The organism is Bacteroides stercorirosoris (assembly GCF_900142015.1).
Lineage (GTDB): Bacteria > Bacteroidota > Bacteroidia > Bacteroidales > Bacteroidaceae > Bacteroides > Bacteroides stercorirosoris.
The window spans coordinates 1-22,640 of record NZ_FQZN01000047.1; the positions used below are offsets into that span (position 1 = coordinate 1).

Sequence of the window (22,640 nt, forward strand, 5' to 3'; positions counted from 1 at the left end):
AAGCTAAATGGAATGAGCCCGGTACAATACCGAGCTCATTATGAAGAGAATTTATAAAGTTATAATTTAACGTCCAACTTTCGGGGGGCACTTCATTACGACACACCTCCTTCCATTTTTGCATAAAGTGTTTTAAGGGGATATTAAATACCTGTGGAGATAGAGACATTAATATTATATTTGTATAGCCCGATAACGACTTTTATTACAAATATATTCAATCTTTCTTATACAACAGATACGCTTTGTATTATAAATGCAACCATTTCCATGCCGGTAAAATATGTATCATTTTATCTCCGTACTTTACCTCTTCTTCATGAGTGTTTGTAATTATTGTTCCTTCCAGAAGATGGTATGTGTCCATAGCATCTTGAACACCACGAATTTCCCTCTCACGCGTATCGGAATTGCCAAATAAGTAACATACCTGAATTGCCTGCATGACACGAAAACCATTACGAACCACAAAATCACACTCGGCACTCCCTGAATTATGATAAAAAATCTCTCCCCCTCGGCGACGTAATTCTATATAAACCATATTTTCCAACAAACGGCCTTCCTCGCCTGAAAAATGGAAGCCTAAACGGGAGACCAAGGCATTGTCTATCGCATAAACTTTCTTAGGATTACGAAGTTGGGCTTTGACGGAATAATCAAGTTTCGATAAAGAGAAGAGTAAATATGTATTTTCAATATACTCCAAATAGTTCTTTACTGTCGTGGAATTTTTCACTCCAATCACTTTTGCCAATGAAGTATAAGTTAACGGTTTCCCTATATTACTGACGGTGTAATAGACCAACTCTTTTACTTCACGTTCATTTACAATCTGGTTGCGAACCATAACGTCCTTATACAGAATGTTATCATACAATGTTTTCAGAACAATACCATCTTCAGACTTTAAATAAATAGGAAATCCACCCTGTTTTAAATAATCGTTAAAAGCCGATTGAATTTCTCCACGTGCAATTGTGCCGGATATATCTCCCAATAAATGTTGCTGTTCACGAAAATCTAAGAATTCTGAAAATGAAAAAGGATAGAGTTCAATCGCAATATAGCATCCGGTCAGATAGGTTCCTAACTCTTTGCTTAACATACGGGCATTGGAACCTGTTATAAAAACTTTTTTTCCTGAATTATATAATCGCTTAGCAAAATGCTCCCATCCTACAATATTCTGTATTTCGTCAAAATAGAAATAGTTTTGTTCTCCATATAGTTCTATGAACACTTCATACAATTGCTGAAAGTTCTCTACTGTAAAGTTACCCAAACGGTCATCGTCAAAATTGAAAAAATAATCTTTTTGGGGAAGTCTGTCACGTATTTGTTGTAGCAACACAGATTTACCACAACGACGAACTCCTGAAATAATAATAATTTCTTCATTATTCAGATACTTTTCAGAAAAACTGCGAATTATAGTTTTCTTGCTTGGCAAGAAAGACTTTTGGTCAATTATGATATCCTTTAAAAGTTGTTTCATAAACTCAGTGATTTATAGTACAAATATAGTATTTTCTATCAAGAATAGGAATAAATACGGTTTTATTTCTATTCTAAATAGGAATAAATATCGTTTTTCTCTTTTGTAAATAGAATAAATATAAAATGATCATCATGTAACTTTGGGGAGCTATACAATACATTGCATAGAGGGAAATGCCGGTTAAGCTCCTGTTTGCATAGCGAGTTATATAAGTGTATCTGACCTTTATAGTATGACTCAAACAATTTTGTTCTATTTTTCTTTTTCACTTCTTCATTAGGGCTATTATACAATGAGCATAGAGAAGAATTTATATTGGACAGATGTAGGTCGATAATAAGTATAGGTATAATATTCTATTTATCGCATTTGCCTATACTATCATCAAAAACTTGCACAAATAGATATATTAACGTTATATTTAGCTATACAAACCATTCCCGAAGTAAATGTTCCGAACAAAAGCATACATCTATTATTAATGTAGCAAGTTTGCGGAGTTTCAGTTGAAAAATTTATCATTAATTACATTTCTCAGTTGAACAAAACGCATAGTACTTGTTTTGTAGCTCATCAATACTATTCATTGATAAATAATACACTGATAATAAAATGCTTAAATGATCAATATAGTATATTTGTGGTAGGTGTTAATATGTTTTGCTACTTTTTAGATGCTTATATATCAATGCGTTATAAATTATTAATACTAAAACAAAAGTTCTAATAATACATGTAATCTTTTATATATCAAACAAATAGCACACGCATAGTTCTGCGAAAACATTGCAAATTTCGTACATTGGTATGCAAACACAAGAGGTAGCTATCAAATCTTCTGTGAAAGTATTTATGAAATCTGACTCTGAAATGCTTGATGAAGTCATGGTAGTCGCTTACGGTACGGCGAAGAAATCCTCATTTACAGGATCGGCTTCTACAATCGACAACAAGAAGTTGCAGTCTCGTCCTATCACGAATGTATCAAAAGGGCTTGAAGGACAAGCTACCGGCCTTTTGACTACTTCTGGAACCGGTCAACCGGGTGAATCAGCTTCAGTTGTAATTCGTGGCTATGGTTCTATTAATGCATCACAGAGTCCGCTGTATGTAGTGGATGGTATTCCTTATGATGGTACATTGTCTTCTATCAATCCTTCTGATATAGAATCAATGACAGTTCTGAAAGATGCTTCTGCCGGTGCTCTTTATGGTGCTCGTGGTGCCAATGGTGTTGTGATGATTACGACTAAAAAAGGTAAAGAAGGCAAGACTCAGGTTACTTGGCGTTCTACCGTAGGCTGGTCTTCACGTGCACTTAAAGAGTATAATATGGTCGGTCAGAAAGATTATGTACAGTTGACTTACGAAGGTTTGCGCAACGGTTTTGCATTTACCAACGGATATGCTTGGGCCGATGCAGAAGCTGCTGCCCGTAATAGCTTGAGCGGTACGTTGGGCGGTGAACAATATAATCCGTTTAAGAACTATACTTGGGGGAATATCATTGACCCAGCAACCGGGACAGTGCGTGCTGATGCAACTTCCGCATGGGATGAAAGATGGATGGATGCACTTCAAAAAGATAACGCTTTTCGTCACGAACATCAGCTGTCACTGACTGGCGGTACTGAGAAAACCAAATATATGTTCTCTTTGGGATACTTAAATGAAGATGGTATTTTGGTAACTACCGGATTCCAGCGTTATAGTGCACGTGCTAACATAAACTCTGAAGTGACGGACTGGTTCAGCGCGAATCTGAATACGTCATTGACGCATTCTGTATCAAACTACAGTCAATATACTGGTAGTTCTCAATCTAATGTGTGGTATTCTGCACAGTTTGTATCTCCGCTTTTCCCGGTATATATAAAGGATGCACAGGGTAATAATGCTTTAGGAGAGGATGGCCATCCACAATTGGATTATGGTGAAAGCGGTCGTCCGGGTAGTTATTCTGATTATAACCCGTTGGGGGGCTTGCTGGATGATAAGTCAAGCGTAAAGAATGATGTTGCCGGTTTGCGTACCGGATTAACTTTTGGCTCTGATAAGGATGATTTCGGAGTGTTAAAGGGCTTGAAGTTGGCTATAAACTTTGGTATGGACTATCGTCAGGCATCTCAAATGAATTATATGAATATGTATCATGGCAATCAGGCTGCTGCTGGTGGTTTGTTGTCTAAATACAGTACTCGTATGCAGAGTTACACTTTCAATCAACTGTTGATGTGGAACCGTTCCTTTGGTCTTCATAATTTCGATGTGATGGCTGGTCATGAATTCTATGCTTACCAATATGAATATCTGAAAGCAGCAAAGACTAATTTGGTGGATGGTATTCTGGAATTGCGTCCGGGTACAACCCTTAGCGATGCAGACTCTTATACAGATAATTACCGTATCGAATCATGGTTAGGACGTTTTAACTACAACTATGATGAAAAGTATTATTTCTCTGCTTCTCTTCGTACAGATGGTTCTTCTCGTTTCTATAAAGACGACCGTTGGGGTACATTCTGGTCAGTCGGTGGAAATTGGCGTATTTCTAAAGAAGCATTTATGGAAGATGTCAGTTGGATAAACAATCTTTCTTTTAAAGTCAGCTATGGACAGCAAGGTAATGATGATATTCTGAAGATTTCTGGTGGAGTATATACCAGCGACTATTATTTGTGGCAGAGTCTTTACGATCTGGGTTGGGCTAATTCTAACCAGATTGGTGGCTTGGTATCTACATTGGAGAACAAGAATGTGAGCTGGGAAAAAAGCGGCAATTTCAACATTGGTGTTGAAGCGTCTTTCTTTGACAACCGTTTAAGTGTTAATGCTGAGTACTATAATAAGAAGACTACCGATATGTTGTTGAATTACCCGATGGCTACTTCTACCGGTTTCAGTGGCTATAATGCTAATGTTGGTGACATGCGTAACAGCGGTTTTGAATTAGAAATCAAGGGTACTCCTATCAAGACTAACAATTTTACCTGGAATATCACTTGGATGGGTTCTACTGTAAAAAATAAGGTGTTAAAACTGACAGGAGAGACTCCGGAAATAATCGATGGTATTTATAGCATCAAAGAAGGCCTGCCTATCAATACATTCTATATGGCAAAAGCTGCAGGCGTTGACCCTGCAACCGGCGCTCAGTTGTATTGGGTATATGATACCGACGATGAAGGCAACATGATTAACGAACGTATCAGCAGTGATTATGAAAAAGCTGCCCAAAGCAAGTATTATTTAGGAAGCCGTATTCCAGATCTTTATGGTAGTATTGGTACTGACCTTTCCTGGAAAGGTGTTGACCTCTCTATCTTGACTACTTATTCTTTGGGTGGCAAGGTGTACGATGGTTTGTACAGTGCTTCTATGAATAATATGTACTACAATAATGCATGGAATGAACATGCGCTGCGTCGTTGGCAGAAACCAGGTGATATCACTGATGTTCCCCGTATTGAGATTGCAGGAAAAAATACAACAAATGATCGTTTCTTAGTAGATGCGTCCTACTTTGCTATTAAGAACATTACATTAGGATACACATTGCCAAAGGCATGGATGCAAAAGGCAAAATTGGGCTCTGTACGTGTTTTCGGTTCTATAGATAACTTGGCATTGTTCACTCACTTACAAGGTATGAATCCGCAGTACAACTTTAGCGGTGAGACAAGCTACTCTTATTCGCCTAATAAGACCTGGTCATTAGGTGTCGAAATTAATTTCTAATATTTACTTAAGATAAAAACAAGTATGAAAAAGATATTCAAATATATTTTTGCTGGTTTTGTGGGTTGTGCAAGTTTGTCGTCTTGCTTGGACGATGCACTTCAAACAGCTCCTACCGACTCTATGTCCGGAGATGGGCTGCTGGCAAATGCCAATGCGGCTTTGGTTCCTCTGAATGGTATCTATCGTTCTATGTACGCTTCCTGGTCTCCTACAGGCAACACTCACCAAAGTTTTGGTATCAGTTCTTATAATTTGATGGCTGATGTTATGGGCGAGGATCTGATAATGAGTGCTAAAGGCAGTGGCTGGTTCTGGTACGACTGTCTTTATAACGTGAAATCGTTCTATTCCAGCGGGGCATGGCGTTCTTACGATTTATGGAATGGTTATTATACATGGGTCTCTAATGCAAACTACATTATTGCTGCTGAAGAAACAATGGAGGGCACAACAGATGAGATTAACTATGTGATAGGACAAGCTTATGCCATACGTGCTTATTCTTACTTCATGCTGGCACAAAGTTTTGCCCGCACTTATAAAGGACATGAGTCGGAACAGTGTTGTCCTATCTATACTGAACCAACCGTTGCAGGTACTGCGGGCAAGGCACGTGCGACTGTGCAAGAGGTTTACGACCAGATTACTTCGGACATCAATAAAGCTGTCGATATGCTGAACGGAATAAAGCGGAAACATGTCAGTCACATTAACCATGCTGTCGCTTTGGGACTCAAGGCACGTATAGCATTGGTTATGGAAGACTGGGCTACTGCCAAAAGTGCAGCGAAAAATGCTATTACGGTTAGTGGTTGCACTGTATTGCCAGTTTCAAGCTTTTCCGGGTTGAATGATTCTTCCGCTGGTAATGTGATGTGGGGAGCTGAAATTATTTCCGACCAATCTGGTATGTATGCCGGCTTCTTTACGCATATGGATGCTTGCGACGAGAGAGGTGACGGAAAGTATGGAGCAGAAGCCCGTAAGCAGATTAGCAAAGAGTTATATGGCTTGATTAACCCGGCAGATGCCCGTAAGGCATGGTGGGATCCGGAAAATGAAAATAATAAGTCCGGCGGTTATCAGCAAGAGAAATTTAAGTTCTCCGACAGACAAACTTGGACCGGAGACTACATCTGGATGCGTGTAGAAGAAATGTATCTGACGGCTGCCGAAGCAGAATGCCGTTTGGGTGAAACTGCACCTGCCATTGAGGATTTGAAAGCTGTCATGGATAAACGTGTAGAAGGATATACCTGCACGAAGACCGGCACAAGTCTGGGAGCTACAAGTAGCGATTATACAGGTTCGCTACTCGAAGAAATCATTATACAGCGTCGTGTTGAGTTATGGGGCGAGTTTGGACGTATCTATGACTTACGTCGTCTGAAACAAGGATTCCGTCGTACAGCCGCTATGGGATGGCCTTCTGATGCCTTACTGGGCAATCGTCCGACAGACGATCCGGAATGCTATATGTGGGTATTGACTATTCCGCAGAGTGAATTCGACGGTAATGTGAACATGGATGTAAAAACTGACCAAAATCCGGTGGGAGATTATAAAGAATGATTCATTTTACAAACTTTAGAGGAAAAAACATTATGAAATATATCAATAGAATTTCAGTCTTATTGTCTCTTTTGACAGTATTGCTGTTCTCTGCTTGTAGCACAGACCAAGAAGGACCTTTGTATACTGAAGGAGAGGGGCAGGGAGTTACCTTTATTTCCAAATCTTTGGATGGTGTTGTTGTGTCGCCTGCAGAACCGACTTTTACAATAGATTTGCTTCGTTCGAATACAGCTTCAGCGTATAGCGGAGATATTACTATTTCTGCTGTACTCAATAAAGTGCCATTTGAGGGATGCACTGTTACCGGCTTTAATTTTGCTGCCGGCGAAAACAAAACGACTGTAACGGTTGATGTTACCCCTTTACAGATAAGTCAGGTAATAACCGTTACATTAGCATTGTCTGTACCGGAGGGAGATATTGCGATAAGCGGATCTGCCCAGGCTTCTTTTACTGTAAGCAAAGATTACAACTGGCAAGAGCTTGGAGAGGGAACGTTTACGGATAACTACTTCTTCGGAGGTACAAACAAAGTAAAAGTATTCAAGGCTGAAGGTTTTAACCGTTATCGCGTAGTTAAACCTTATGATGGTTACTATACTAACGGGGTACCGGCTGATTTAGTTGGAGACTTTACGCTTTCAACAGCCAGAGTATCTAATTTAGATTTTTGGATTGAGGATGGTGCTGTTCTTTACAATAAATTTGCTATTGGCTTGAATTATGTCGGTGGTGGTGATGTCATTGCTTACCATCCTTCTAATTTCCAAGAAATGACTACTGAATTCAATAAGGTAGTTGATGAAAAGACTATCCAATTGGCGCCTTATTATTATATTGAAGAACTTTCCGGTGGATTTAATGGAGCTACTTCAGACGGAGTTGTCATTATTACTTTGCCGTAAAAACAGTTACTCCAAAATAATATTAACCATAGAGGGTGTGTGCAAAATATACTGCCCCTCTAAAAAGAATTAGACGTAAAAAAATAGCGTTACAAATTCTCTAAATAGGAGGTGTGTCGACACACCTCCTTTCTTATGCTCAAAAGTAAAGGTAAGATAATCAACTCATAGCTTTTCCTTATCTTCCGCCAATAGGAAATCCCGTAGCGAAATTTGTTTGATTCCTTGATAATTTCCCCCACTCTGCATTTCATCCATAGTGATTACATATTTAGGATAATTGTCAGGAATTTCCAGTAGATTACCGAACTCCCGCTGAACGGTTGCTTCATCGAGAAGTATATACGCCACTTGGATATAGATTTTATGATCACCTTTAGAAGCTATAAAATCAATTTCCTTATTCCCATTCTTTCCGACATATACTTCATAACCATACCTTAATAAATCTATGCATACAACATTCTCTATCAACTTATTGATGTCCCTCCGGAAATCAAAATGTCGTATGGCGTTGTGCAGACCCAAGTCTTCAAAATAATATTTTTCTCCAATTTCAAAGATTTTTATTCCTTGAGTTTCCGCTCGTTGTATCTTGTAAACAAAAAAACTATTGCATAATGCTTTCAGGTAGTTCAGGATTGTTTGTGTAGGTATGTTTACTTGCTGAGACTTCAGATATTTACTGATATTTTGAGCGGAAAAAAGAGAACCGGTATTATCGACTAAATAACCTACCAGATTCTCTAAAAACGACACGTTCCTGATTGATTCACGAGCAACCACATCTTTCAACAGAATAGTAGAGTAAACATTTCTCAAATATTCAAATATAACATTTATATTCATCGCTAAATTATGAATATAGGGCATTCCTCCAAACGTAAGATATGATCTTAAACTTTCTGGAGAATCTTGCAGTTGGTTGAATCTCAAAAACTCTTCATAACTGAGTGAATGAACCGGGAATTCAATATATCTTCCAGCCAAATGAGTCGCAAGTTCACCGGAAAGCATTTTAGCATTACTTCCCGTACAGTAGATGTCGCATATATTTTCATTTAATAGACTCCGCAAACATAATTGGAATTCCTCTATCTCTTGTATTTCATCGACAAAAAGGTAGTTATAATTATGCCCTGTCGCCTTTTTCAGAACATATTGATAGAGATCCATATAATTCTTCATATCCGCAAAAGCTAATAACTCTTTGTCTATAAAGATAATATTAGCTTCCGGTGTTTTCTCTTTTATTATGTCTGATATTTGCAAAAGGATATAACTCTTGCCTATTCTACGCTGGCCGGTTATCACTTTTATTAAATCCTTACCGATAAATGGTTCTATCCTATTGGTATATAAAGGACGGGGTATATAGCTTTTCATATTCAATCATAATTTAATTTATTGGCAAATATAGCAAAAGTTTCAATTACGATTGAATCTTCTGGCGCATTTATTAAGTTCGTACATTGTAATCTTATGCGTACATCATCGATTGTTACAATATGATTCAAGTACTTTTGTTCTATTTTTCTTTTTCATCTTTCTCTTCAGGGTTATTGCACTATGGTTACAGATGAGGAATTCATATAGGTCGATAATATATACAGGAATATATTCTATTTATCGTTTTGACCTATGCCATCATTAAATACTAGCGGAGGTATAGACATTAACATTATATTTAGTTATAAAAGCTGGTACTATAGTAAAAAATCAGAACTATATATAGAATTCCCTTATTCCTATTGTGAATTTGCAATTTTTTAATTCAAAAAACAACTATTATTTACACTTTACTGCAGATTCAAACGCATAATACTTATTCTATAGTTCATTTATATCATTGTTTTATTGCTAATACATTGTTAGTAAATATATTATGTGAGTATTTTAGTATAATTTAGGTAGATGTATATTCATATTACTTTATTTATATATTTATTAATCAATCAATTACAAAATACTATTATGGAATAATAAGTTCCTGTGCTATTAATATATTGCTATATATCAACAATATAGCTAACGCATAGTTCTGCGAATACATTGCAGATTTCATATATTGGTATGCAAACGCAAGAAGTAACAATCAAGCCGAATGTAAAGATTATAATGAAGTCTGATTCTGAGATGCTTGAAGAGGTTATGGTAGTTGCTTACGGTACTGCTAAGAAGTCTGCATTTACGGGATCAGCTTCTACCATCAAATCGGAGAAAATAGCTGCAGTTCAAACTTCTAATGTAACTGATGCTTTGGCTGGTCAAGTTGCCGGTGTACAGGTAACAAAGAGTAATGGACAACCAGGTTCAGGTTCTTCAGTCCGTATTCGTGGTATTGGTTCTTTCTCAGCAAGTAATACTCCACTGTATGTAGTTGATGGCATACCTTATGATGGTGATATTGCCGCTATTAATACGCAAGACATTGAATCTATGACCGTATTGAAGGATGCTGCTGCAAATGCTTTATATGGTGCACGTGGTGCTAATGGTGTGGTTATTATAACTACAAAAAAAGGCACAACAGGTGAAGCGAGGATAACTTTAGATGCTAAATGGGGAACTAATCGTCGAGCAGTTCCTCAATATGAAATGATAAAGAGCCCCTCTACCTATTACGAAACTATGTATAGAGGATTGTATAACGCATCTTATGATAGTGCTGTAAGAGGTGGATCTACCCCGGAACAAGCAGCAACCAGTGCACATGCTTCCGCTAATGCAAATATCTTTACTGGAGAAGGAGGTGTGGGTTACCAAGTTTATACAGTTCCTGACGGACAATATTTTATAGGTCGTAATGGACGTGTAAATCCCAATGCAACTCTGGGTTATAGTGATGGACAATATTTCTACACTCCAGATAATTGGACTGATGAATTGCTGGATGACAGTAATTTACGTCAGGAATACAATTTGACGATGAGCGGTGGTAAGGATGGATTGACTTATTATGCTTCTTTAGGCTATTTGGATGATAGTGGTATTATCCCGGGATCTGCATTTACTCGTTATTCGGCACGTTTAAAAACTGATTACCAGATGAAAAAATGGTTGAAGGTCGGAATGAATGCTTCTTTCACTCATTATGACTCTCAAGCTCCAGGTGAACAGGAAGGTCTCTCTTCAGGCAATATGTTCTATGTGGCCGATATGATTGCCCCGGTTTATCCATTATATATGCGTGATGCATCGGGCAATATAATGAAAGACAATTATGGACGTACCCGCTATGACTATGGTGACAGTAAAACTTCTACGAATTTTGACCGCGAGTTTATGTCACAAAGTAATCCGGGTTCTGCTTTGCAATTGGATAAATCGAATTATGCGGCTAATATTTTCAATGGACAGTTTTATGGAGAAATTGAATTTTTAGAAGGTTTGAAAGGCAGAGCCTCTCTTTCGTATTTTGTAGACGATACGCGTGGAAGTGATTTGGTTAATCCTTTTTATGGACAATATGCTGAATTAGGTGGTGTTGTGGGAGTGAGCCATTCCCGCACGACAGCTATAAACTCCCAGTATCTTTTGACTTATAAGAAGTCTTTTGCACATGATCATAATCTTGATGTGTTGGCTGGTTATGAATTTTATAAATTGAAAGCTCAGAGTTTGTCAGGAAGCAAATATAATCTCTACAATCCGTTTATTACGGAACTGAATAATGCTATCAATAATCCGAGTACAAGTTCTTCTGCGGGTACATATGCAACAATAGGTTACCTAGCACGCATACAATATGATTATCAGGAAAAGTATTTCGCAAGTGCTTCTTTCCGTCGTGATGCTTCTTCACGTTTTCACAAAGACAACCGATGGGGTAACTTCTGGTCTGTAGGTGCCAGTTGGGTAATGAATAAAGAAGAGTTTATGAGTGATTTGACTTGGATTAACCTTTTGAAGGTGAAGGCAAGTTATGGAGTCCAGGGTAATGACAATATTCTGAATGACTATGCTTATGTAGACCAGTACAGCTTATCTAATGATAATGATAATCAATCTTTGGTTTTAGGTTATAAAGCCAATAAGGATTTAACTTGGGAAAGTTCACACAATTTTAATATTGGTATTGACTTCGAATTGTTCGACCGCCGTCTAAATGGTACAGTTGAATATTTTAATCGGCAGACAGAGGATATGTTATACTATAAGCCCATTCCTTCTTCGATGGGGTACTCTCGTGTTCCTATGAATATGGGGTCTGTTCGTAATAATGGTCTTGAAATAGACATGAATGGCATCATTATTGATGGCAAAGACTTTAGTTGGAGTGCTAATGTTAATGCTACTTTCTTGAAAAATAAGATTTTGAAATTACATCCTGATTTGAATGGTGAATGGATTAGTGGCACTTACATTTATCGTGAAGGTGAGCCAATGTACCAATTCTACATACGTAAATATGCTGGTTTGAATGAGACCGGAGACGCAACTTGGTATAAAGATGTGAAAGATGAAGCTGGTAATGTGGTTGATGTAACGACTACCACAGACTGGAGTAGCGCAACCCGCTATGCACAGGGTGGCAACATTATGCCGAAAGTTTATGGTGGTTTCGGTACTCAGTTCAAATACAAAGGTATTGATTTATCTGTAACTTTCTCTTATCAGTTAGGTGGACATTTATATGATAGTAGATATGCTAGCTTGATGCACAATGGAACTAGTGGAGTCGGTCAAAATTGGCATCGTGATATACTGAAGGCATGGACACCGGAAAATACGAATACGGATGTGCCTCGTTTAGTTTACACAGCTCAAGGTTCCTTAGCTACAGCTACATCAGATCGTTTCGTTACCAGTTCAAATTATTTGAGCTTGCAAAACATCTCTATCGGATATACACTACCTAAATCCTGGACACGTAATTTACTGATGGAGTCTGTTCGTATTTATGGTGTAGCTGATAATTTGGCTTTATGGTCAAAACGGAAAGGACTTGATCCTCGAATGGGACTGATGACGACCAATGACTACACCTATTCTCTTATCCGCTCTATTTCAGGCGGTATTACTGTAACATTTTAATTTATATTCAAAATACTATCAAGATTATGAAATATATAAAAATATTATCTTTGGTATTCGGTACATTTCTGGTTAGTTCTTGCATTGACGAATTGAATACTTACCCGGAAGGTGGTACTATTACTCAAGATCAGAAAGATGAAATAGGCGAAAAAGATCCAAGTAAGTTGGATGCTGATTTGCAAGGTATGTATAGTGGCTTTACGGCTGCATGGAACACTTTCGGTCGGTCGGAAAACATTCATTTTGATTTTTCTTATCCTGCCATTGTGCTAATGCTGGAAACAAGTGGGATGGATATGCCAAGTAAGGTGACTGGTTATAATTGGTTTAGTGATGATGTTACTTATCAGGATCGCATATATACCAGTTATCAAACTCAAATGATTTGGAAACGTTTTTATCAGAGTATTATGGCTGCTAATGCCGTTATCAAAAGTGTAGACCCTGAAACGGAGGATGTGAATTCCCAATTCTATTTGGGGCAGGCAAAAGCAATGCGTGCTTTCTGCTATTTCCAGCTGGCTCAGATTTTCCAATTTACCTATGCGGACAATAGAGATAAACTGTGTGTGCCTATTATTACAGAAACAAGCGAAGGAAACAATCATCCACGCCAGACTGTAGAAAAAGTATATGAACAAATCATGGCAGATTTGAATGCGGCAGTTCCCATGTTGCAGGCAGCCAAGGAGGCTGGGATTAAACGCGCAGATAAAGCTCATGTTGACTACAATGTGGCTTGCGGCATCCGTGCCCGTGTAAATTTACTAATGGGTAGTTATGAGGCGGCTGTTAATGATGCGAAATCCGCACTTGCTGATTATACTCCTTATTCTAAAAGTGCAGTTTCTGTCCCGGCTTTCAACGATGCCACCAGCAATTCCTGGATTTGGGGGTTGGTTTATACAACGGAAAGTAATGCTGTTAAAACGGGCATTATAAACTGGCCCTCACATATGTGCTCCATGAGTAAGAATAGCTATACCAGTCAAGGTGTACATCGAATGATCAATTCAAGTTTGTGGGCTCAGATACCAGAAAGCGATGTGCGTAAAGGATGGTGGGTAGATGAAGAATTATCTTCTCCACTAAGTGACGAATTGTATGTCGATGGAAAAACGGTAGCTAAAGCATACAGATTTACTCCTTACACAAATGTAAAGTTCGGTTCATATAAAAACGATCCGGCTAGTTCGGACAATGCGCAGGATTTTCCCATGATGCGTGCGGAAGAAATGTATCTTATTATTGCAGAAGCAACTGCAATGGGAGGTAATCCTAGCGGTGCTGCCGAGATGTTACAAGAATTTATAAACCAATATAGAGACGAAGACTATGTCTGCAATGCAACTACGGCAGAAGATGTTCGTAATGCTGTGTGGTGGCAACGGCGTGTGGAACTTTGGGGAGAAGGATTTGCATTATTTGATATTCTACGCTTTAATAAGGGAGTAGACCGTCGTGGTGAAAATAATTTCGAGAAATCCGTTCGATATAATATTCTGCCAGGTAATCCGAATCTAATATTCCGTATTCCACAAAGTGAGGTTGAGTCCAATCTTGGTATTGATGAGAGTGACAACAATCCGTCAGCAGAGTTGCCGCAAGCTTAGAAATAGAGTCTATTAATCATAAAGAAATGAGATATGAAAAATATAAACAAATTCATCTTAGGTCTGATGGGCATATGTGCCTTGACGCTAGGTTCTTGTACAGATGATGTACCTTCGGACAACTTAGGAAAAAGTCCGGCAGTAGAAGGTGAGGGGGTATTCTTCCCTAAATCAATGAAAACTAGTTATTCATTGACAGATGAAGATCCTGATGCCACTGCAACAAGTGGAGTCATAAAACTCCCCATACAGCGTACGGCGGGTGATGCGGCGGTTACAATAGAACTGAAAGCGGAAATGGATGCTGCAACGGCTTCTGTTTTCACTGTTCCTGGTACAGTGCAGTTTGCTGAAGGTAAAGATACTGCATCAGTAAAAATTGCATACGCTAATGCGGTGCGGGGTACAAAGTACACCTTGAAACTTTCGTTTGTCGATGGAACAGAATATGCCAATTCAGCACAAACAATTGTTGCGGAATATCCACCGCAAGAGGTTTGGGAAGTGGTGACTGAAAAAGCGGTATATATTGACCAGATTTTCTCTATGTTTGGTGTTAGTGATGTTATGTTTACTGATATCACTGTAGAAAAATTGAAAGATAAAAATAAATATCGTTTTTTAAGCGTTTATGATAATTATTATTTTACGGGAATAGGTCTTCCTGGCGTTTTGCCGGATGATTTCGAACTTCCTTATATAATACTGGATGGTGAGAGTTATTCTAAGCCTGCAGAAGGAGAAGAAACCGTAGCACCGGAAAATGCCTTATGGCAAATACCGAGAACTTATTTAGGCTTTAGTCTGTCGTCTACTTTGGATTTTAAATATGCTCCGGAATTTTTGACTTTTGGTTCATTGGCTTATAATTTATCCAGTTCTGGAAAACCTCTCACGGAAGATGATTATGCATTGGGAAGTTTCAATAAGAAAAAGCAGATGTTTGATTTGGGGGTATGTTTCCACCAACTTACAGATGTTAGTTTTCAGCCGGTGGAAGGTTTCCAGCTTTGGCTTGACAAGTCTAAGATGGAAGTAGTGTATGATCGCGACTATGCTCCTTGGACTTTGGTTGAAGACGCGAGAGGCACTTATGTGTCCGGGCTCTTGAAAGATGAATTTATTGTAGATATGGAACAAGGCACCAGTGCAGAAGGCGAAGACCCGATTTTTCATTTAGTTTCTGTATACGAAGAAGGTACTAATATAACTTTCTTCTATAATAAAAAGACCAATACGGTTCGTGTGCCGAAGAAACAAAAGACAGGTTTATCTTCTTATGGAAATGATGTTTATATGGATGCCAAAAAAGCATCATATGATTCGGAAACCAAGATTTATACGTTTGAAGTGGAATTCTATCTAATAGATAACGAAACCGGTAAGAAATCTGCAATTTTGGCTACTACTACAGAGAAGTTCCGTGCAGGATATACCGGTATTGCGATGGATGACTTGCAGACAGGTAAATCTATTACAGATTACCGTGGTAATTGGGTAGCGCCATTCCTTAATCCTAAAGATGGGAGTACAGTTCAAGCTCTTGTTACGGTTAGACCGGTTGAAGGCGAAAATGCTGTAGCAATCAAAGGCTTATCGGCACTTGAACCAGCAGAATATGATGATACGGTATTTGCAGATTATGATCCGCAAAGTGGTTTGTTGATGTTAGGTGCGCAGGATGTAACGGGTGCTCAAGGTTATGACATGATTCTTTCTATGTATGACGTAAATAATCCGGGAAGTTTTGAATTAGAGAGCTATCTTATTGGTGGGCTCACTGTTGACGGTATATTGGCTTTTGTCAATGCTCCAAATAATGAAATTCCTATCAATAGTGTCCGCTATTTGGCTCTTTCCGATGGGGCACCTATCGGTTGGTGGAACTCCTATGTTCCCTATGCCATGGAATGGAGTGCTTATACTTCAGGCAAGTCTACAGCTCTGATGATGAGCAGTAAACCTGCACTTAGTCCTATTGGAAAGGCTACACCAAAGGTTGCCAAAGATCTTCGTATGACTCCTATTCCTGTTGAGGCTGTTAAAGTCGAAAGAAAACTTTTTCACCCTACCGTGGTAAGTAACTTCTATTGAAAATAAATGTGACAATAAAAAAGCGTGCGGTTGGCTATTCATAGGAATGTTGACTACACGCTTTTCTTTTTACTGTTTTTGGTAATCTAGGATATGTAAAAAATTGCTTATGAAGAAAATATTACTTCTGTTTTGGGTACTGTTCTGTACTATTTCCACATGGGCTACACAACGTTCTACCGGGGAAGCACTTGAAATAGCCCGTTCGTTTTTTGCCAGGTATCCTGCGACACGTTCTGTTGATGATATCCGGCTGGTTGCCATATCCGGAGATTTATTGAAGTCTACTTCTACCCGAAGTGTTTCAAATGAACCGGCTTTTTATGTTTATAATCATGGGCAGTCTGCCTATGTGATTGTTTCGGGCGATGATCGGATGAAACCCGTATTGGGTTACTCTGATAAAGGTGCTTTTGTGACTGATAACCTGCCACCTAATATACAAAGTTGGCTAGAAAGTTATAATGCCGTACATACAGCTTTAGTGAATGGAGAACAAGCAATCAAAGAACCCCGACTGCTGACACGTGCTGTTTTCCCGGAAACGGTAGATCCCATGTTGGGTGAAATCAATTGGAATCAGGATGCACCTTATAATAATGCCTGTCCAATAGTGCAAGGAAACCGTTGTGTGACTGGCTGTGTAGCCACAGCCATGGCGATGATTTTAAAATATCACGAATACCCTGTAAAAGGAAAAGGCACCTACTCTTATAAAATTTCATCAGGACTTGAATGCTCGTTTGATTATGGAAACACAACTTTCAGTTGGGATAAAATGTTGCCTCAATATGTCAGTGGCAGTTATACGACAGAACAAGCAAATGCTGTTGCAGAATTGATGTATGCTTGTGGCGTTGCAGTTGATATGGAATATTCCCCTTCCAGTTCCGGAGCTTACTCCTTCAAAGTGGGGCAGGCTTTAATCGACTATTTCGGTTATGATGAGAATCTTGGATATGTATGTCGTCAATATTTCACTTCTGAAGAATGGATGAATATGATTAAGACGGAACTCAGTGAAGGACGCCCTGTACTTTATAATGGTGCATCTAAAGATGTAGGGCATGAATTTGTTTTCGATGGCTATGATGCTCAGGATATGGTCCACGTAAACTGGGGCTGGGGTGGTTCCAACAATGGCTATTTTGAAGTTGTTTCCCTCGATCCGTCATCTCCGGGAATTGGTGGAGGCACGAACCTTGGCGGTGGTTTTATCTACCAACAAGGAATGCTCATCGGACTTGAACCCCCTACAGCATCTTCAAGTTATACTTCACATTTTTATCTTTCAAAACTTGAGGTTAATAAGAAAGAGATTGCAAAAGGGGAAAGTTTTGATCTTACGGTTACCAAACTGTATAATATGAGTACGAAATTCCAAAATGGACAACTGGCCTTGATTGCTGAAAAAGGTGGCAAACAATTGGCCTTGTGGAATGTGTCTTTAGGAAATGTGAATACTAATTATGGGAGCGAAGGACAGACGTTCTCGAACATTACAATTTCCAATGATCTGGTAGATGGAACCTACGCCCTATATTTAGCAACAAAGGACATGCGTGAAACAGCTTGGAGCCGTGTACGGAGTGGGTATGGCTTTGAATCACAGTTTACACTTACTGTTACCGGCAATAAATGTATTCTTACTCCATTTACCGGCAACCTAACGCTACAGGAAGATTTGGATGGAAGTGTGGAAATCTTGCATAATTTATATAGTGGTCGTAAGGGTGATTTCAAAATGATACTTTCTAATAGAAATATGACAAATGACTTTTATGGATTAGCAGGTGTTGTGTTCATTACGACAGATGAAAAACCACAAATTATTAGTTTTACCGGATATACTCAACTAGAGTTAAAACCAGGCACAAACAATAAGGAAGTAATTATTTCTGGAAATTTGATTTCCAACCTGACGGAAACGTCTACTGATATTCCAGTCGGAGATTATTATATCTGTCCAGGAGTTCGATGGGGAGAATATGTATATGGTATTGGCGATAATTTAGTTACTGTCACTGTTAATAGAGCTTATGGCTCTCCGAGTTTAGTTGTTGAAGATGTACGTTTAGAGAAGAATCAAATCCAGGTAGGAGAAAAGCTGAAACTACTGGCTTACTTGTCATTAAGTGGAGCAGGAAATGTATATGACAAAACCTTGATGGCTGCAATATTTACAGTAGGGCAGTCTTCAACGTCTAATATCCACTACGCGGAGATATTTATAGAAAAGGATCATCCTCTTGATTTTGAAATGGAATTTGATCCTCAAATCGATGAAGGTAGCTATACCGTCAATTTGTATAAACCTGAGCTGTTGGGAGGGTATGATGGAAATAAACCGTTATGCCGCCTCGACTTTTCCGTGGGGTCAGCTACTAGCATTGAAGATGAAGTGACTGATAAAGAAGGGATGATTATCTATCAACAACCGGTAGAAGATGTTCTTTATATCCGTACCTCTAATACTGCTAAGATGATTTCTGTCTACAACTTGGCTGGACAGCAAATGATACAGCAGAAAGAATCCGCTGATAACCCTACTAAGGAGTATTCTATTCCGGTGGCAGGATTGCCATCTGGATGTTATATAGTAGTATTACAATCAACGGATGGAAAAGCATATCGGAACAAATTTATGAAAAGATAGATTCATAGATTCTAAAAAATAAAGCGGGGCTTTCTCATAATTACGGAATAGCCCCGTTTTTGTATTCCTAAGTAACAATATAAAGTCGCAACTTTCTCATAAATAAGGTGCTTAACAATAATATTAGCTATCAAAAATGACTTTTCATCCTATGAGAACTATGTGATTAAATTGTTTTACATATAAATTTAATACAATACCATTCCAGTATTATTTTTGTGACAATCGCTCAATAGAGTGTTTTTTTAAGATACTACTTTAAAAAAAGAAAAGTATATTTTTAATGTGCCATAACATAGTACTGTATAACGCATAAAAGTCAGATTGAAAGGAGTTTGACTGCACGATTGGTATCATATTAGTACTTCTAAAATAATATAATACTACTTATGCTGACTTTTATTAGGCACATTGTTTACTTGCATAAGTTCTTTCAAATTGCTAATATCTTGTTTAATAGCTATTTATACGTGTTATAGTTCTGCGAAGACTTTGCAGGTTTCGTATATTGGAATGCAGACACAAGAAGTGGCTATTAAACCTACCGTAAAAGTCGTCATGAGGTCTGATACTGAGATGCTTGAGGAGGTAATGGTAGTAGCTTTCGGTACAGCGAAGAAGTCTGCCTTTACTGGTTCGGCAAAAGTCATTGGAGCTGAAAAGCTTGAGCAGTCGCAGGTGACAAGTGTCACTGATGCATTGGCAGGTGCAGTGCCGGGTGTGACACTAACCTCTAACAATGGTGCCCCGGGTGCAACTGCATCTATCAAAATTCGCGGTTTCAGCTCACTCAATGCAGGAAACGACCCCTTGATTATTGTTGATGGTGCGCCTTACAGCGGTGACCTTAGCAATATCAATCCTAATGATGTTGAGTCAATGACCGTACTAAAAGACGCTGCTTCAAATGCACTTTACGGTGCACGTGGCGCCAACGGCGTGGTTATCATCACCACCAAGAGAGCCAACATGAGTGGTGAAGCCAAAGTGACTTTCGATGCCAAGTGGGGTGCCAATACACGCGCATTGAAGAAGTATGATGTGATTTCTGACCCTGCGATGTATTACGAGATGCACTATGGCGCAATGAAGAATTACTATACAAGACAAATGGGTATGAGCGATCAGGCTGCATGGATTGAGGCAAACAATAATCTGTTTGGCTCCAACGGCGGTTTGGGCTACAATGTCTATACTGTTCCTGAAGGACAATACCTCATTGGTCAGAATGGCAAGCTCAATCCCGACGCCACACTGGGTAGGATAGTAAACTACAAAGGACGTGACTACCTGCTTACTCCCGATGATTGGGATAAGGTTGGTTCACGTACCGGCTTGCGTCAGGAGTACAACTTCTCGATAAGCGCAGCCAATGAAAAATCTTCTTTCTATGTCTCTTTGGGCTATTTGGGAAATGAGGGTATCACTGAAGGATCTGATCTGAAACGCCTGACCGGTCGTTTGAAAGCCGATTATCAGGCCAAGAAATGGTTGAAGGTGGGTGCAAATATGTCATACGCACGCTTTGACAGCAATTCATTGGGTAACAATGGGTCAAGTTCTTCTACCGCTAACGTTTGGGCATTCACCACTCAAATGGCTCCCATCTATCCCGCTTACGTGCGTAATGCTGATGGCAGTATCATGCTTGACGGCAACGGTATCGAAATGATGGACTATGGTAGCGGTATCAATGCCGGTATGCAACGTCCCTTTATTGCTGACGCCAACCCTATTCAGGATAATAAGCTTAACACCAGAAATGCCGAAGGAAACGCCCTTAGCGGTAATGCTTTTGTGGACATCACTCCGCTGCCGGGACTGAAGGTAACACTGAATGGTACTTTTAATTTGGACGAGACACGGTTTACTTATGTGTACAACCCTTATTATGGACAATTTGACTCCACCGGAGGTACAGTGAGCAAGTACAATCAACGTGATTATGACTACAACCTGCAACAGCTTGCTTCTTACGCCACCTCATTTGGTGACAACAACTTCGACATCCTGTTGGGACACGAATATTACGATTACCGCCTAAACTATCTGGGCGCCAGCAAGTCAAAGATGTTCTCTCAGGATAACCATGAATTGGACGGTGCTGTAATTGACGGACAGGCAGCTACTTCTTACAAGAGACGTCGCAATAATGAAGGTTACTTCGGCCGTTTACAGTACAATTTTGACGAGCGCATTTTCGGTTCCGCCTCTTTGCGCCGTGATGCTTCCTCACGCTTCCATCCGGACTACCGTTGGGGTACATTCTGGTCAGTAGGCGGTGCATGGCTCATTAATAAGGAGAGTTGGTTTAACGCTTCATGGGTGCAGGAACTGAAAATAAAGGCTTCTGTAGGTTCGCAGGGTAATGACAATATCGGAGACTTCCGTTATACCGACGTATTCGACATCATCAACTCCGACAACAAGGTCGGTACTTCATTCTATAGTAAAGGTACCAAGGATATTACTTGGGAGACCAACACTAACTTCAATATCGGTGCGGAATTCCAGCTGTGGAACCGTGTGAGCGGTAGCATTGAGTACTATATGCGTAAGACTTCGGATATGTTGTTCTCATTCTCTGTAGCTCCCTCTTTGGGCTACTCTTCTTACTTCGACAACGTAGGTAACATGACAAACAGCGGTGTGGAAATGGACTTCAACGTGAACATCTTCAATACTCGCAACTTCACATGGGACGTTAACCTCAACATCTCCACGCTGAAAAACCGCCTTACGATGCTCGATGCTGACAAGCAGATTACTACCGAGTACACAGCTGGCGGCAAAGGATATAAAGGTTACTCCAGTGGTAATTTCTTTATTGCCGAAGACCTGCCAATGTTTACATGGCGTCTGAAAGAATATGCCGGAGTGGACGAAAACGGCGAGTCCCTATGGTATCGTAACACTAAAGATGAAGAGGGAAACGTTATTGGACGTGAAACGACCAAGACCTATGCCGATGCCGACTACTACATCACTGAAGAGACCTCCATTCCTAAGGTATATGGTGGGTTCGGCACCAAGCTGAAAGTATATGGTGTGGATTTTGGTATCAATTTCACATACCAGATTGGCGGCAAGCAGTATGACGGCACGTATGCCTATTTCATGTCCTCACCTTCCGGTTCAACCGGTTCCAATTACCACAAGGACCTACTGAAGGCTTGGACTCCCGAGAACACCGGCAGCAACATACCACGCTTCCAGCTCAATGACCAGTATTCGGCATCAATGTCCACACGCTTCCTGACCAATGCCAGCTTCCTGAACATTCAGAACATCAACGTGGGTTATACACTGCCTTCCAGATGGACAAAGAAAATGGCTATCAGCTCATTGCGCTTATACATGTCGGCTGAGAACGTGTTCTATTGGTCTAAGCGCAAAGGTTTCGACCCGCGTCAGTCGTACAACGAGACCACCAACGCCACTTATTACTCGCCGATGCGTACTATCTCCGGCGGTGTGACATTTGAGTTCTAAACCTAAAACATAGATAACGATAA

8 protein-coding genes and 2 pseudogenes are annotated in these 22,640 nt (G+C 39.5%); 8 read left to right on the plus strand and 2 right to left on the minus strand.

Annotation, left to right across the window (positions count from 1 at the left end):
• Positions 1-250 precede the first annotated feature (250 nt).
• On the minus strand, positions 251-1,498 hold the full coding sequence (locus tag BUC01_RS22695) for an ATP-binding protein (RefSeq protein ID WP_025835844.1): 1,248 nt from the start codon (positions 1,496-1,498) through the stop codon (positions 251-253).
• 789 nt (positions 1,499-2,287) lie between these two features.
• Here BUC01_RS22695 and BUC01_RS22700 point away from each other — a divergent pair.
• The 3 genes from BUC01_RS22700 to BUC01_RS22710 are packed head-to-tail and all read left to right on the plus strand — an operon-like array spanning position 2,288 to position 7,722.
• Positions 2,288-5,239, plus strand: coding sequence for a SusC/RagA family TonB-linked outer membrane protein (locus tag BUC01_RS22700; RefSeq protein WP_073314965.1), 2,952 nt, complete (start codon positions 2,288-2,290; stop codon positions 5,237-5,239).
• A 24-nt stretch (positions 5,240-5,263) separates the two neighbouring features.
• On the plus strand, positions 5,264-6,814 hold the full coding sequence (locus BUC01_RS22705; protein WP_025835842.1) for a RagB/SusD family nutrient uptake outer membrane protein: 1,551 nt from the start codon (positions 5,264-5,266) through the stop codon (positions 6,812-6,814).
• A gap of 32 nt (positions 6,815-6,846) precedes the next feature.
• Positions 6,847-7,722, plus strand: a complete 876-nt coding sequence (locus BUC01_RS22710) for a hypothetical protein (protein WP_034524816.1) — start codon at positions 6,847-6,849, stop codon at positions 7,720-7,722.
• Between the two features lie 165 nt (positions 7,723-7,887).
• Here BUC01_RS22710 and BUC01_RS22715 read toward each other — a convergent pair whose 3' ends face one another.
• Positions 7,888-9,108, minus strand: coding sequence for an ATP-binding protein (locus BUC01_RS22715; protein ID WP_073314967.1), 1,221 nt, complete (start codon positions 9,106-9,108; stop codon positions 7,888-7,890).
• A 651-nt stretch (positions 9,109-9,759) separates the two neighbouring features.
• On the opposite strand from BUC01_RS22715, the pseudogene BUC01_RS22720 reads away from it, so the two are divergent.
• From BUC01_RS22720 to BUC01_RS22740, 5 genes and pseudogenes are all read left to right on the plus strand, one after another.
• Positions 9,760-12,759 (plus strand): annotated as a pseudogene (locus BUC01_RS22720) (SusC/RagA family TonB-linked outer membrane protein); the annotation flags it as partial.
• A 26-nt stretch (positions 12,760-12,785) separates the two neighbouring features.
• A complete protein-coding gene (locus BUC01_RS22725) occupies positions 12,786-14,375 on the plus strand; it encodes a RagB/SusD family nutrient uptake outer membrane protein (RefSeq protein WP_051568879.1) in 1,590 nt (529 codons plus the stop codon).
• 33 nt (positions 14,376-14,408) lie between these two features.
• Positions 14,409-16,469, plus strand: a complete 2,061-nt coding sequence (locus BUC01_RS22730; protein WP_073314971.1) for a hypothetical protein — start codon at positions 14,409-14,411, stop codon at positions 16,467-16,469.
• A gap of 109 nt (positions 16,470-16,578) precedes the next feature.
• Complete coding sequence (locus BUC01_RS22735; RefSeq protein WP_073314973.1) at positions 16,579-19,125, plus strand: thiol protease/hemagglutinin PrtT; 2,547 nt, start codon at positions 16,579-16,581, stop codon at positions 19,123-19,125.
• 477 nt (positions 19,126-19,602) lie between these two features.
• Positions 19,603-22,617: pseudogene (locus BUC01_RS22740) on the plus strand (SusC/RagA family TonB-linked outer membrane protein); the annotation flags it as partial.
• Positions 22,618-22,640 lie beyond the last annotated feature (23 nt).